The following is a 13,876-nucleotide window of genomic DNA, read 5'->3' on the forward strand; positions in this document are numbered from 1 at the left end:
AGGAGCACGGATGCCGTACATCACTGCCGCGGACGGGGCGCAGATCTTCTATAAGGACTACGGGAGCGGACAGCCGATCATCTTCAGCCACGGCTGGCCGCTGTGCTCGGACGCCTGGGACCTCGAGCTCAAGCTGGCCGCGCAGGCGGGCTACCGCGCGATCGCGCACGACCGCCGAGGGCACGGGCGCTCGACCCAGACGTGGGACGGCAACGACATGGACACCTACGCCGCCGACGTCTCGACGCTCGTCGACGAGCTCGGCCTCGACGACATCATCGTGGTCGGGCACTCGACGGGAGGCGGCGAAGCCGTACGGTTCGCCGCTCAGCACGGGCGCGGTCGCGTGTCCAAGGTCGCGACCGCCGGCGCCATCCCGCCCGTCATGCTCAAGTCCGAGGCCAACCCCGAGGGGACGCCCATCGAGGCCTTCGACGAGATCAGAGCCGGGGTGCTCCACGATCGCTCGCAGTTCTACAAGGACCTGTCCGCGCCGTTCTTCGGCGCCAACCGTGAGGGGTCGACGATCTCGCAGGGACAGCGCGACGACTTCTGGCGTCAGTCGATGCTCGCCGGGCTGCACCAGGCGTACGAGTGCGTGGCGGTGTTCTCGGAGACGGACTTCACCGAGGACCTCAAGGCGATCGACGTCCCGATGTTCATCGCCCACGGCGAGGACGACCAGATCGTGCCGGTCGACGACGCGGCGCGCAAGGCCGTCGACCTCGTCAAGAACGCGACGCTCAAGGTCTATCCAGGAGCGCCGCACGGCATCGCCGGTGCGTACCAGGAGGAGCTCGACCGGGACCTCTTCGCGTTCTTCCGCAGCTGACCTCTCAGGCCGTACGCGAAGGAAGGATCGATGGCAGGACACGCACGAGGGCGAGGGCGGGCGGCGGTGGCGGCGCTCGTCGTCGTCCTCGCGCTGTGCGGCGAGGGAACGGCTTCGGCCGTTGCCTCGACCGCGGACCGCCAGGCTGCTCCGGCTGCCGTCGTACGCGCCGGCACTCCAGCGCCCTCACGCGCGCCGGCCGGTGCGGTGCGGACGGAGGCGCGGCTGCGGGCCGCCTGGGCCGACCCGATGCGGCGCCGGATCGACCTCGGCGCCGACATCGTGCTCCGTGACTGCGACCGCGGGGATCCCGTGCGGGAGTCCCCGCGCCCGCTGGTGCTCGACGGGCACGGGCACGCGATCCGGCAGTCCTGCTTCGAGAACCGCGTGCTGCGCCAGGACGGCACGGGCTACCTCGACCTCAGACGGGTGAGCCTCCTGCGCGGCGGATCGGACGGGCCGGGAGCCGCGCTGACCTCGCGCGGCGAGATCGCGATGTCGGACTGCTCGGTCAAGCAGAGCCTCGCCGAGGAGCCCGGCGGAGGAGTCTTCTCGATGCGCCGCGTCACCGTCCGCCGCTGCCACATCAACGGCAACCTCGCCAACGACGACGGTGGCGGGATCTACGCGCGCAGGGGCGGGGTCCAGGTGTACGACTCCGTGCTCAGCGCCAACCTCGTCGACGGGTCCGGAGGCGCGATCGGCTCGACCGGCGACATCCTCGTCGTCCGGTCGCACGTCGACGCGAACACCACCGACGGGGACGGTGGGGCTCTTTACGCCGACGAGGACGGGGACGTGACGGTGATCGACTCGCTCGTCGACGGAAGCGACGCCGACGGACCAGGGGGCGCGATCTTCACCCTCGACGGGGACGTCGCGGTCTTCGGCTCCACCCTCGTCGGGAACAGGGCTGACGACAGGGGCGGCGCGATCTCCGGAGAGGCCGACGTCCTGGTCGTGAACTCCACGGTGGCCAGGAACCTCGCCGTCGCCCACGTCGGCGGCGGCATCTGGGCGCGCGGTGACCTCGTGCTGGTCAATGCGACGGTGACGAACAACTACGCCGAGGGTGCGGGAGGTGGAGTGATGGCGGCGGGCGCGACCACGCTCGTGTCCTCGACGATCACGCGCAACATCGGCTCGGTGGCGGCGGATGTCGGAGCCGCAGGCCCGTTCGCGAGCGCGTCGTCGATCATCGGTCCCGCCGCTTGGGAAGGCGTCACCGGCGACACGATCCCCACACGGCGCAGCTGTCGCGTGTATCGCGTGCGCTCGTTCGGCCACAACCTCACCGCGGACCCGTCGTGCGTGCTGAACTCCGCCACGGACCACACCGCCGACCACCCGGACCTCGCGCAGCTCGAGGACGACCCTGCCGGGTTCGTCCTGGTCCCGCGCCCCACCAGCCCCGTACGCGGGAAGATCCCCGCCGGGGAGTGCCGTGGCCGCCTGCCGTCGCCGCTGCCCGCCGGCCAGCTCCTCGAGCGGTGGGTGACGTGGAGCAGGGTGCTCAGCCACGACGCCGTCGGCACGCCCAAGGGTGTCGCCGGCCGGCCGTGCGACATCGGTGCCGTGCAGGCCGCGGCAGCAGCAGGCTCCGCGCCGGCGTTGGCGCGCGTACCGGTGGCGAGGCCTGCGTCACCGACCACGACCGTCTCACCGCCTCGCACCCTCCGCCCCGCGCCTCCGGCTGCCCGCCGGGCTAGGGCCTCGCGACCGGCGACGTCGCTACGGGCGGCCCTCCGCCGGATGACCAAGCGTCTGCGCGCGCTCGACCGGGGGTCGGCGCGCTTCGACCGCCTGCTCGCGTGCACGAGGAAGGTCGGGATCGCGCGCGCAGGTGGACGGGGTCGCGGGTTCTCCTACGACGAACGCGACGGTACGGGCACGCAGACCCGGCGGGCGCTCGTACGCGAACGGGTGACGCCGAGGTGGAAGCTCCTGCGGCTGTCGCCGACCCGGCGATGCGCGAGCGCCGTGCCCGACCCCAACGGCTCGGGTGCCGACGCCAGGGTCGGACGCCCGCGTGTTCCCCGGGGCCTGGCTGCCCTCCGCAAGACGTTCCGACGGCTCGAGCGCATCGAGGAGCGGGTCGAGGAGCGTACGGAGCGGTTCGACGCCTGGGAGTCCTGCCTCGTGTGGCTGCCCGTCACCGAGCACGGCGACGCCGAACAGCGACTGGGCTACCGGGTCGATCCCCGGCTCTCGCCGGGGCGTCGGGCGTACTCGCCCGCCGTCGACATCGATCGGGGCCGGTGGGACGACCCGGACTACCAGCTCCTCGCGGTGCGCCCGAAGAAGCGGGGGTGCGGGCGCGGACCCGGCGAGTCCGCGGATCGACTGGCGCCGCGTCGCCGATCGGACGACTCCAGGGAGGACCTCCGTCAGGACCTCCGCTCGATGCGCGAGGACGTCGAGGACCTCGTGGAGCCGGTGGGTGACATCGTCCGTTTCGACGAGTGCGCGTACACCGTGGGCATGCGCCAGACCCGCGGCTACCTGCACAAGGGGGCGCGCGGCAAGGTGACCCGGCGCCCGGCACTGTCGTTCGACATGCGCGGGCACCGACTGCCGCGCCTCGACGTGCTCGCCTTCCCGGGCGAGGAGCCGCCGCAGATCGAGTGCAACGAGGACGCGGGCGGGCAGGAGACGGACGAGTAACGGCCTGCACGTCTCGGAGGGTCACAGGCCCAGGGCGCCCGCGAGACCGTTGAGCTGCAGCCGGATCCCTCCGCGGACGTGGGGAAGGTCGTGCTCGCCGTCGCCGGTCGGCGTCACGAACGCGACCTGCTCGGTCCACTGGAGGCGCGTGCCCTCGTCGCTCGGGTCGAGCACGACCGTCACGAGGGAGACCCATCGCAGGACCTCGTTCACGTGAGTGTCGTACGTCAGCACGATCCGTTGCGCAGGGACGACGTCGACGAACCGGGAGTCGTACGCGAGGTGCTCGATCGTCCCGTCGAACGCGCGGAACGTGCTCCGTGCCGACTCGCCGCCGCCGACGCGGAAGTCGTGCTCGTAGGTGGCGTCGCGACCGGGGAGCCTGAACCACCGGCGCCGTACGGCGGGGTCGGAGAAGGCCTCGTACACGCGTGCGGGTGGGGCCTCGAGATCCTGCGTCACGACGAAGGTGTCGTGCCGGACGTCGGCGAGCGTGGGTGTCGTCATGGCGAGTGCAACCACGACGGCGTTCGCGTTAGTCCTCGACGGGCGCGCCGCCGAGGCCGATCTCGTTGCCGTCGGGGTCGCGGTACGTGTGCTTGCGGACGCCGTTCCCGTACGTCTCGCGGGCCTGCGGCTCGATGCCACGGGCACGGGCGGCCTCGGTGAACGCGTCGAGGTCACCCACGAACAGCGTCTGCACGGCGTGGCCGGCGTGCTCAGGCTTGAGCTCGACGTAGAGGAAGCGGTGCTCGGCGAGCTCCCAGACCGCCTCGGTGTCGTTCGGCATGAACGCCGCGTCGTTGCCCAGCAGACGGCCGTACCAGTCCTTCGCGACGTCGAGGTCGCTCACGTACACGCCGGCGAAGAGGTCGATTTCCATCCCGACACGCTAGCGCGGTTGATCGGTGCCACCAGGTGACACCGATCCACCGCGTTGCGATGAGTTCGGCGATGCGGCGCGGTCAACACGGCATGACCGAGACACACATGCTGAAGACACCAGATGTCACGCTCGCGTACGACGTACGGGGGCCGATGCCGCCGACGGACGGGCGGCCTGTGCTGATGATGGTCGGCGCGCCGATGGACGCCAGCGGGTTCACGACGCTCGCGTCGCACTTCGCCGACCGCACCGTGGTCACGTACGACCCGCGCGGGCTCGGACGCAGCACCCGCCACGACGGATCGCTCGTCAACACGCCGGAGCAGAACGCTGAGGACATCCACCAGATCATCACCGAGCTCGGGGCGGGCCCGGTCGAGCTGTTCGGGAGCAGCGGCGGCGCCGTGAGTGGCCTCGAGCTGGTCGCCACGCACCCTGAGGACGTGGCGCTGCTGGTCGCGCACGAGCCGCCGCTGACCCCGTTGCTGCCCGATGCGGACAAGGTGAAGGCCGCGACGGACCGGATCCACAGCATCTACATGGAGAAGGGCTGGGGCCACGGCATGGCGGCCTTCATCGGGATGACGGAGTGGAAGGGGGAGATCACCGACGAGTACCTCGCGTCCCCGCCGCCGGACCCGGCCGCGTTCGGGATGCCGACCGAGGACGACGGGTCGCGCGACGACCCGCTGCTCTCCGGCGTCTCCGACGAGGTCACCGACAAGGTGCCCGACCTCGAGGCCGTGAAGGCTGCCCCGACGCGCGTCGTCATCGCGGTGGGCGAGGAGTCCGAGGGGCTGATGACCGGCCGTACGTCGGTCGCTGTCGCCGAGGCGCTCGGTCAGGACGCGGTGGTGTTCCCCAGCAACCATGGCGGGTTCCTCGGCGGAGAGTTCGGGCAGATGGGCAAGCCGGAGGAGTTCGCCACCAAGCTCCGCGAGGTCCTCGGCGGTTAGTTGGTCGAGTAGCGCCGAGCCGGGGATGTGGTTGGTCGAGTAGCGACGAGCCGCGGGGTTTGGTTGGTCGAGTAGCGACGAGCCGCTAGGCGAGGCGTGTATCGAGACCCGGGTCTCGATACGTCCTCCGCTAGCGCTCCCGCCTACTCGACCAGCGAGGGCACTCGCCTACTCGACCAGCGTCCGCTCGACGTCTTCCAGGCCCGCCAGCATCGCCCGCAGCACCCGGAGCGTGGCGTCGATGTCGGCGTCGGTGAGGTCGCCCGGGACATGGCTCATCAGCTCGTGCTCCCGAGCAAGGACGGCGTCGATCGCGCGCTCGCCGTCGGCGGTGATGCGGATCAGCGACGAGCGCCGGTGCGCCGGGTTGTCCACCGCCTCGACCCATCCGAGTGCGGCGGCATCGTTGACCATCCGCTGCACGAACTGCCGGCTGAGGTCCTGCTCGCGAGCCATCTGCGGCACCGTACGAGCGCCGTCGCGGTGCAGCTGGTCGAGCACGGCGCGGACGCCGACCGACATGCCCATCACGGGCTGGCGCTGCTCGACGACGCGAAGGACCTTGCGCGACAGCGGACCGACGACGAGGTAGACCTCTGCGAGCCGCTCGGCAAGACGGTCAGGATTCAGGGGGGATGACGTCACCCCGCCATAATGACACCTGGGTTGTCAACTCGCCAGACCTATGACACCTTGGTTGTCATGTTGACCGACACGGATGCCTTGACGTACCTCGAGATCGCCGACCTTCGCGTCGCCTTCCTGGACCGCGACCCTCGTACGGACGCCACGCCCCTCGTGCTCCTGCACGGCGGCGCGGTGGACCACCGCATGTGGGCGCCGCAGCTCGACGCGTTCCCTGAGCGCCGCGTGATCGCGCCCGACGCGCGGGGTCACGGGTGGTCGTCGCGCGCCACGGAGGCGCGGCTGTGCGACGACGTGGTGGCGCTGCTCGACGCCCTGGAGATCGACCGCGCCGTCGTCGCCGGGATCTCGATGGGCGGTGCGACCGCCGTCGACCTTGCCCTCGAGCACCCGGACCGCGTGGCGGGGGTCGTTGCCGGAGGCGTCGGGACGAGCGAGCCGGTGTTCGAGGACTCGTGGGCGCTCGATCTCTTCGCGCAGTGGCAGCGCGCGGAAGCGGCAGGCGACCCGCAGGCCTGGATGGCGGCGTTCATGGCGTTCGTACCGGGCCCGCACCGTACGCGCTCGGACGTCGATCCCGCCGTCTGGGACGCGGTCTCCGCGATGGCCGCGCACACCCTCAGCGCGCACGTCGTGGTCGATGCCGACGGCACGCCGCTGCCGCCCGCGAAGCCGACCGGGGTGACCGACACCTGGGCGCGGCTGCCTCACGTCTCCGTACCGGTGCTCGCCGTCGTTGGCGCGCTCGACGGCGACGATCACCGCGCCATGGCCGAGCGCCTGGCCACGCTCACGCCGCGCGGCGAGCTGGTCGTCGTCGAGGAGACGGCGCACTACCCGAACATGGAACGCCCGAAGGAGTTCAACCGCGTGATCGCCGACTTCCTCGCCTCGCACGCCCTCTGACCACGGTCACCCGCCCCTGGGCGGGAGCGACCGTACGTACGCGACGCCGCGCCGAACCCAGGATTCGAGCGCGGCGTCGTCCTGCACGGAGTCCGCCGCGACGCGCAGCCACCCGTGCATCTCTCGGCCGCGCATCACCATCGGCTCGACACCGTCGCCGTCCTCCAGCGCGGCGGACTCCTCGGGGTCGACCCGCACCATCAGACCGCCCTTGCTGCTCGCAGCGACGGCCATCTGACCTCCGACGAGGAACGCGAGCCCACCGAACATCTGCTGCTCGCTGAGTGCGTCCTCGCCGGCCACCACCTCGCGGATCCGCTCCGCCAGCTCCTCGTCGTACGCCATCTCCGCAGTGTCGCGCGCAGTGGTGACAATGCCGGGGGAATTGGGTGGTCGAGTAGCGGCGAGCCGCTAGGCAGGGAAGTGGGTGGTCGAGTAGCGGCGAGCCGCTGGGCGAGGCGTGTATCGAGACCCCGGGTCTCGATACGTCCTCCGCTAGCGCTCCGGACTACTCGACCAGCCAGGTGGCGGACTACTCGACCAGCCAGCGGGCTCACTTCACGACGTCGAAGACCTGCTTCTGAATGCCGTTGCCGTACGCGGCGTGGTCGACGAGCTTGAGCTTGGTCGTGTCCTTGTCGGCGTCGCTCCAGAGCCGCTTGCCGGCGCCGAGCAGCAGCGGGAAGACCAGCAGGTGGTACCGGTCGACCAGCCCCGCGTCCGCGAGGCTGCGGCCGAGCGTCGCGCTGCCGTGGACGGCGATCGGGCCGCCCTCGGTCTCCTTCAGCGCGGCGACCTCGTCGAGCGAGCGCAGGATGGTCGCGGGCCAGCGGTCGTCGTGGGACTCCAGCGTCGTCGACACGACGTAGCGCGGCATCTCGTTGTACTCCTTGAACTCCTCCATCGTCGGCCACACCGGCGCGAACGCCTCGTACGACTTCCGGCCGAGCAGCAGCGCCGTCGTCTCCTCCTGCTCGGTGCCCTTGAGCTCGTACGCGGCCTCGTCGAACTCGACGTCCTTGAACGTCCATCCGGCGTTGCGGTAGCCGGGCTCGCCGCCGGGCGCCTCCATGACGCCGTCGAGCGAGACGAATGCGGTGACGATGAGTGGGCGCATGATTCCTCCAGAGGTGTGGGTCGAAGCAGCCTTGCATCCCTACGCCGAACGAGCGAGCGCCCTTTCGACATCGAACCCGAGGATTCTTCATCGGTGTGACGAGGAACTCCCCCCTCCCACCAGTTCCCCTCAAGGAAGGTATGCCTTACCTTGGTCAGGTGGACAACAACCAGCGCAAGCCCGAGCTGACCGCCGAGCGCGTCTGCGCGGCGTACGGCTCGACGTTCGTGGTCGATGACGTGAGCCTCGCTCTCGTGCCCGGCCGCGTCACCGCGCTGATCGGCCCGAACGGCAGCGGCAAGTCGACGCTCCTGCGTGCGCTCGCCCACCTGCACAAGGCCACCGAGGGCCGCATCGAGCTGTGCGACGGCGAGTCCGTCGCCGACCTCAAGTCCAAGGAGCTCGCCACCCGCCTCACCCTTCTCTCGCAGTCGCGCTCGGCCCCCGGCGGCGTGACCGTACGGGAGGTCGTCGCGTACGGGCGGCACCCGCACCGTTCGCGGTGGGGTGGCGGTGATCCCGACGGCAAGGCGATCGTCGAGCGCGCGATGGCGATGACCGGCGTCACCGAGCTCGCCAGCCGCGGCGTCGACACCCTGTCGGGTGGCCAGGCGCAGCGCGTGTGGCTCGCGAGCTGCCTCGCGCAGGACACGCCCGTGCTGCTGCTCGACGAGCCGACGACGTACCTCGACCTGCGCTACCAGGTCGAGCTCCTCGACATCGTCCGCGACCTCGCCGACGAGCACGGCATCGCGGTCGGCATCGTCCTGCACGACCTGGACCAGGCGGCCGCCGTCGCCGACGAGGTCGTGCTGCTCGTCGAGGGCAAGGTGCGCGCGGTCGGTTCGCCGCAGGAGGTCCTCACCACCGAGCTGCTCTCACCCGCGTACGGGGTCACCGTCGACGTGCACGTCGATCCGCACGACGGCCACCTCCGTACCCGCGCCCGTGCGCGCCACCACGCTCGTCCCACCACCGACGCCGTCGCTTCCTGACGGCGCCACCCTCACAAGGAGAAGCCAGGCCGTGAAGCCCACCCGTACCCTGCTCGTCGCGTCCGCGGCGGCCCTCACCCTCGCGCTCGGTGCGTGCGGGACCACCGAGGACAGCGGCGACGACACGTCGTCGGACAGCAACGAGAAGATCACCATCACCGATGCCCGCGGCAAGGAGGTCACCCTCGACGGACCGGCCGAGCGCGTGGCGACGACCGAGTGGAACACGGTCGAGTACCTCATCTCGCTCGGCGTCCAGCCCGTCGGCGTCTCCGACATCAAGGGCTTCGAGGCGTGGAACCAGTCGGTGGAGCTCGACGACGACGCGACCGACATCGGTACGCGTGGTGAGCCGAGCCTCGACACGCTGGCGACGCTCGACCTGGACGTGGTCCTGGTGACCGACCAGCTCGTCGGCGACGCGATCGAGCAGATCGAGAAGACGACGCCGGTCATCGTCGTCCCCGGCGGCGACTCGAAGGACCCGCTCGGCCAGATGTGGAAGAACGTCGACCTCGTCGCGCAGGCCACCGGCACCGAGGACGAGGCGAAGGACGTCCAGAAGGAGTTCGACGAGACGCTCGCCGACGGCAAGAAGGCCGTCGAGGAGGCAGGCAAGTCGGGTGCGAAGGTCGCGTTCAACGACGCGTACGACGCGGGCGGCGCGGTCTCGGTACGTCCGTACACCGAGGGCTCGCTCGTCGGTGCGGTGCTCGGCGAGCTCGGCTTCGCCAACGCCTGGTCGGAGGTCGACGGCATCGAGGGCGACCCCGCGTACGGCCTGGGCCAGACCGACGTCGAGGGGCTGACGAAGCTCCCGGCGGACTCGCTCTACTGGTACATCGGCAACGACGTCGAGGCCGACCCGTACACCGACGCCCTCGCCAAGAACAAGGTCTGGACCGGCCTGCCCTTCGTGAAGTCCGGCAACGTCGAGCGCCTGCCCGACGGCATCTGGATGTTCGGTGGCCCGGCGTCGATGAGCGACTTCGTCGACGCGGCCGTGAAGACCGTCCAGGGGTCCTGATCCCTCGATGACCCTGACCGCCGAGCCCGCCGCCGCGGACTCTCCCGACCTCTCGAAGCTCGACGCCGAGCCGAAGGCGTCCCTGAGGCTCGTCCTCTCGGTCGTCGGCCTGCTCGTCCTCGTCGTCGCGCTCGCGGCCGTGCACGTCGTGCAGGGGACCGCGGCGGTCGGGCTCGGCGATCTCTGGGCGTGGGTGACCGGCTCGGCCGACGCGCAGGCGTCGGCGGTCATCCTCGACTCCCGCTTCCCCCGCGTCGCCGCCGCGCTGGTCGTCGGCGTCGCGCTCGGCGCAGCCGGCTGCGTGCTGCAGTCGATCTCGCGCAACATGCTCGCCTCGCCGGACACGCTCGCCGTCAACGCCGGCGCGTACCTCGCCCTGACGGTCGGGGCCACGGTCGGCCTGCCCGGGATGCTGCTCGGTGACCTCGTGCTCGCCTTCGCCGGCGGGCTGGTCGCGGCGGCGGTGGTGTTCGGGCTGGCGGGGACCGACTACGGGACCGTACGGCTGGTGCTGGCCGGCACCGTCGTCGCGATGGTGCTCATGTCGATCGCGACGACGCTGATCATCCTCAATCCGATGGAAGCTCGCGGGATCCAGGCGTGGGAGTCGGGGATCCTCAGCCAGAACGGGTTCGGCGGCGTCCGCATGATGACGCCGGTCGTCTTGGCGTGCCTGGTCGCGCTGATGTTCTACGCCCGGCGCCTCGACGTGATGGTGCTCGGCGACGACGCGGCGCGCTCGCTCGGTGTGCCCGTACGGCAGACGCAGCTCGTCGTGCTCGTCATCGCGGTGGTCCTGTCGGCCGCGGCGGTGACGATGACGGGGCCGATCGGGTTCGTGGGTCTGGCCGCGCCGGCCCTCGTACGGCTGGCCGCGCCGGTGGTTCCTGGCCTGCACCGGCACCGCGTCCTCATCCTCGTCTCCGGCATCGCCGGTGTGGCGATCGTGCTCGCGGCGGACGTGCTGATCCGCTGGCTGATCGGCGCGCAGCGTGCAGTCGAGGTGCCGACCGGCGTCGTGACGTCGCTGCTCGGCGCGATGGTGCTGGTGTGGTTCGCGTACCGGCTGCGCGCGTCGCGCCTCGACGACGCCTCGAACGCGCTGGACGTACGCGGGCTCGGCACGAAGCACCCGTGGGTGCTGGTCGGTGTGCTGTCGTTCGTGCTGTTCGCGCTGTGCGTGGCGGCGGTGCTGATCGGCGACCGGATGTTCCTGCTCGGCGACCTTGTCAACTGGGCGACCGGCAACGCAGGGCCGATCGTCACGAACGTGATGGGCGCCCGCGTGCCGCGCGTGGTCGCGGCGCTGCTGGCCGGTGTCGCGCTGGCGGTGGCCGGTGCGGCGATCCAGGGCGTGACGCGCAACCCGCTGGCCGACCCGACGATCATCGGTGTCGCCGGTGGCGCGTCTGTGGGTGCGGTCATCATCGTGACGCTCGTGCCGCTGGCGTCGTTCTGGGCGCTGGCCGGGGCGTCGGGCGTGGGTGCGCTGGTGGCGGCGGCGATCGTGTTCGGACTGTCGGCTCGGGGTGGTTTCGCGACGGACCGGCTGGTGCTGATCGGTGTCGGTGTGTCGTTCGCGGCGAAGGCGGTCGTGTCGCTGCTGATCGTGACGACCGATCCGTGGAACGCCTCGAAGGCGCTGACGTGGCTGGGCGGCTCGACGTACGGGCGGTCGTACGAGCACCTGGTGCCGATGATGATCGCGATCGCGGTGCTGGTGCCTGCGGTGATGGTCGGGTATCGCTATCTCGACCTGCTGTCGATCGACGAGGACACGCCTCGCGTCTTGGGCGTACGGCCGGGGGCGGCGCGGTTTGCGCTGCTGACCTCGGCGGTGTTGCTGACGGCGACGGCGGTGGCGGCGATCGGGCTGGTGGCGTTCGTGGGGCTGGTGGCTCCGCACGCGGCGCGGTCGCTGGTGGGGCGTCGGCATCTGCGGGTGATCCCGGTGGCGGCGCTGCTGGGCGCGATCCTGCTGGTGCTGGCGGACATGCTCGGCCGTACGGTCGCGGCGCCGACGCAGCTGCCGGCGGGGTTGCTCGCCGCGCTGGTGGGTGCGCCGTACTTCTTCTGGCTGCTCCGCAAGTCCCGCCGTAAGGTCTGACCGCTGGTCGAGTAGGGCGAGGAACGAGCCCGTATCGAGACCCCTCGGCTGGTCGAGTAGCCCGGAGCGCCAGCGGAGGGCGTATCGAGACCTCGCCCACTCGCCCACAGACCCTCCGCCGCCATGATGTACGAGCACCGCTTCTGAGAACGCCTCCCGGATACCTTCACACCCGGCGAACCGCGGCGTTTGGTGGAGGCCGCTTGAGAATCTGCTGTGGAGCCCGAAGAAATAGGATCGCGTGCTGACCAAGAGAAAGGTGCGGAAATGGCGACCCTAGTGCTGAGGCGAGGCTACGACTCGGGAGGTGTGCTTCGGCGGCTCAACTTTCGGCTAGATGGCAAGGTCGTTGCTCGACTTCGCCCGAACAGCGATGTGCGTATCACAGTGCCGGCCGGCGAGCACACACTCCAGGCTGCGATGGATTGGGCGAGAAGCGAGCCCGTTCGCGTCCTCGCCTTCTATCGACCCCGCACGGCGCTAAAGCTCACGGTCACCCAGCATTCGCGGAGATAGTCCCGCCGCAAGGCCTGACCGCTGGTCGAGTAGGGCGAGGAACGAGCGGCTGGATCATGGTGCGGGATTGGTGCCATATATGAGCACCAATCCCGCACCATCTCATCTGCATCGCGCCGGTAGAGCCGGGCCGGGACCACCCCCGTTGGCCCCGGCCCGCGTCGCTGTTCGTTCACTCAGGCGTGCGAGGTGTGGCGGCGCTGCGACCACTGCCAGATCAGCAGGGCGATGACTGCGCCGATGATCGAGCCGATGATGCCCGCCGGCTGGAAGAAGCCGTCGTCTCCGTCCTTGCCGAACAACAGGTAGCCGAGAAAGCCGCCGATGAACGAGCCGACGATCCCGAGCGCGATGGTCGCGACGATGGAGAGGTCTTGACGACCGGGCACGAGCAGTCGCGCCACGAAGCCGGCGATGGCGCCGACGATGAGGATGGTGAGGATGAGTCCGAGCATGGGTCTCCCTTTCTTCGAGAGGCCGACAGTTGCGTCCTCTGCTCACCACCAGACCACCCCTACGAGGGGTGTGGCACACCCCTAGGTGGGTTAGCGTGCGGTGGTGAGCACTCCCGGTCGTCCCATTCAGGTCGCGCTGGTGGACGACTATGACGTCGTGGTCATCGGCGTCGCCAACATGCTCGAGCCGTACCGCGACCGCATCGTGGTCGCCGAGCTGGACACGAACCAGTCCGTCGAGGACGGCGTCGACATCGCGCTGTACGACTCGTTCGCCCAGCCCGAGTCCGATCACGTGGAGATCAAGGCCCTCATCGACAACCCGCGGGCCCGGCGCGTCGTGGTCTACACCTGGAGCTTTCACCCTGACCTCCTCGCGGCGGCTCGCGATCTCGGAGTGCACGGCTACCTCTCCAAGGCACTCACGGCACGAGAGCTCGTCGCCGCGCTCGAGTCCGTACACGCGGGCGAGACCGTGGTCAGTCCTTCACCGGCCAAGGTCCGCACCCAGCGTGGTGACTGGCCCGGCCGCGGCGAAGGACTGACCGACCGTGAGGCGGAGATCCTCGCCCTCATCACCCAGGGCAAGAACAACGCCGACATCGCCGCGTTGACATACCTGAGTCCCAACACCGTGAAGTCCTACATCCGCGGGCTCTACCGCAAGATCGACGTCGAGAGCCGGACCCAGGCAGTCCTCTGGGGCGTGGACCACGGGTTCCTGCCCGACAAACGCCGGATCGAGCATTGGCGCGGCGGTCCCTGACGGA

The 13,876-nt window shown here is 70.3% G+C and carries 14 protein-coding genes; 8 read left to right on the forward strand and 6 right to left on the reverse strand.

From position 1 onward, the window contains the following. The first annotated feature begins 10 nt into the window (after positions 1-10). Positions 11-832 (forward strand): alpha/beta fold hydrolase, encoded by an 822-nt coding sequence (locus tag NYZ95_RS12020; protein ID WP_262851511.1) that lies wholly within the window; start codon positions 11-13, stop codon positions 830-832. Between the two features lie 30 nt (positions 833-862). Next, on the forward strand, positions 863-3,496 hold the full coding sequence (locus NYZ95_RS12025; RefSeq protein WP_262851512.1) for a hypothetical protein: 2,634 nt from the start codon (positions 863-865) through the stop codon (positions 3,494-3,496). A 21-nt stretch (positions 3,497-3,517) separates the two neighbouring features. On the opposite strand, the gene NYZ95_RS12030 is transcribed toward NYZ95_RS12025, so the two are convergent. Beyond that, positions 3,518-4,003: an SRPBCC domain-containing protein gene (locus tag NYZ95_RS12030; RefSeq protein WP_262851513.1), complete on the reverse strand. Its 486-nt coding sequence runs from the start codon at positions 4,001-4,003 to the stop codon at positions 3,518-3,520. A 28-nt stretch (positions 4,004-4,031) separates the two neighbouring features. Continuing rightward, a complete protein-coding gene (locus NYZ95_RS12035) occupies positions 4,032-4,379 on the reverse strand; it encodes a VOC family protein (protein ID WP_262851514.1) in 348 nt (115 codons plus the stop codon). Positions 4,380-4,471: 92 nt separating this feature from the next. Between NYZ95_RS12035 and NYZ95_RS12040 the strand changes: the two genes are divergently transcribed. Next, on the forward strand, positions 4,472-5,338 hold the full coding sequence (locus tag NYZ95_RS12040; RefSeq protein WP_262851516.1) for an alpha/beta hydrolase: 867 nt from the start codon (positions 4,472-4,474) through the stop codon (positions 5,336-5,338). A gap of 168 nt (positions 5,339-5,506) precedes the next feature. On the opposite strand, the gene NYZ95_RS12045 is transcribed toward NYZ95_RS12040, so the two are convergent. After that, positions 5,507-5,983 carry a MarR family winged helix-turn-helix transcriptional regulator gene (locus tag NYZ95_RS12045; protein ID WP_262851517.1) on the reverse strand — a complete coding sequence of 159 codons (477 nt, stop codon included), beginning with the start codon at positions 5,981-5,983 and terminating at the stop codon, positions 5,507-5,509. Positions 5,984-6,040: 57 nt separating this feature from the next. On the opposite strand from NYZ95_RS12045, the gene NYZ95_RS12050 reads away from it, so the two are divergent. Next, positions 6,041-6,889 carry an alpha/beta fold hydrolase gene (locus NYZ95_RS12050; RefSeq protein ID WP_262851518.1) on the forward strand — a complete coding sequence of 283 codons (849 nt, stop codon included), beginning with the start codon at positions 6,041-6,043 and terminating at the stop codon, positions 6,887-6,889. Between the two features lie 6 nt (positions 6,890-6,895). Here the strand turns inward: NYZ95_RS12050 and NYZ95_RS12055 are convergent, their stop codons facing one another. Both NYZ95_RS12055 and NYZ95_RS12060 read right to left on the reverse strand, forming a co-directional pair. Further along, positions 6,896-7,234 carry a TfoX/Sxy family protein gene (locus tag NYZ95_RS12055; RefSeq protein WP_262851519.1) on the reverse strand — a complete coding sequence of 113 codons (339 nt, stop codon included), beginning with the start codon at positions 7,232-7,234 and terminating at the stop codon, positions 6,896-6,898. Positions 7,235-7,442: 208 nt separating this feature from the next. Beyond that, positions 7,443-8,006, reverse strand: coding sequence for a dihydrofolate reductase family protein (locus NYZ95_RS12060; protein WP_262851520.1), 564 nt, complete (start codon positions 8,004-8,006; stop codon positions 7,443-7,445). Between the two features lie 158 nt (positions 8,007-8,164). Here NYZ95_RS12060 and NYZ95_RS12065 point away from each other — a divergent pair, with 158 nt between their 5' ends. The 3 genes from NYZ95_RS12065 to NYZ95_RS12075 are packed head-to-tail and all read left to right on the forward strand — an operon-like array spanning position 8,165 to position 12,135. Further along, positions 8,165-9,001, forward strand: a complete 837-nt coding sequence (locus NYZ95_RS12065) for an ABC transporter ATP-binding protein (RefSeq protein WP_308212239.1) — start codon at positions 8,165-8,167, stop codon at positions 8,999-9,001. Between the two features lie 31 nt (positions 9,002-9,032). After that, complete coding sequence (locus NYZ95_RS12070; RefSeq protein ID WP_262851521.1) at positions 9,033-10,028, forward strand: iron-siderophore ABC transporter substrate-binding protein; 996 nt, start codon at positions 9,033-9,035, stop codon at positions 10,026-10,028. A 7-nt stretch (positions 10,029-10,035) separates the two neighbouring features. Then, the gene (locus NYZ95_RS12075; RefSeq protein ID WP_262851522.1) at positions 10,036-12,135 is read left to right on the forward strand and encodes an iron ABC transporter permease; all 2,100 of its coding nucleotides are present in this window, start codon (positions 10,036-10,038) and stop codon (positions 12,133-12,135) included. A 692-nt stretch (positions 12,136-12,827) separates the two neighbouring features. On the opposite strand, the gene NYZ95_RS12080 is transcribed toward NYZ95_RS12075, so the two are convergent. Next, positions 12,828-13,106 (reverse strand): GlsB/YeaQ/YmgE family stress response membrane protein, encoded by a 279-nt coding sequence (locus NYZ95_RS12080; protein ID WP_262851523.1) that lies wholly within the window; start codon positions 13,104-13,106, stop codon positions 12,828-12,830. A 103-nt stretch (positions 13,107-13,209) separates the two neighbouring features. Here NYZ95_RS12080 and NYZ95_RS12085 point away from each other — a divergent pair, with 103 nt between their 5' ends. Then, positions 13,210-13,872, forward strand: coding sequence for a response regulator transcription factor (locus NYZ95_RS12085; protein WP_262851524.1), 663 nt, complete (start codon positions 13,210-13,212; stop codon positions 13,870-13,872). Positions 13,873-13,876: the final 4 nt, after the last annotated feature.

It is taken from the genome of Mumia quercus (assembly GCF_025506335.1).
Classification (GTDB): Bacteria; Actinomycetota; Actinomycetes; order Propionibacteriales; family Nocardioidaceae; genus Mumia; species Mumia quercus.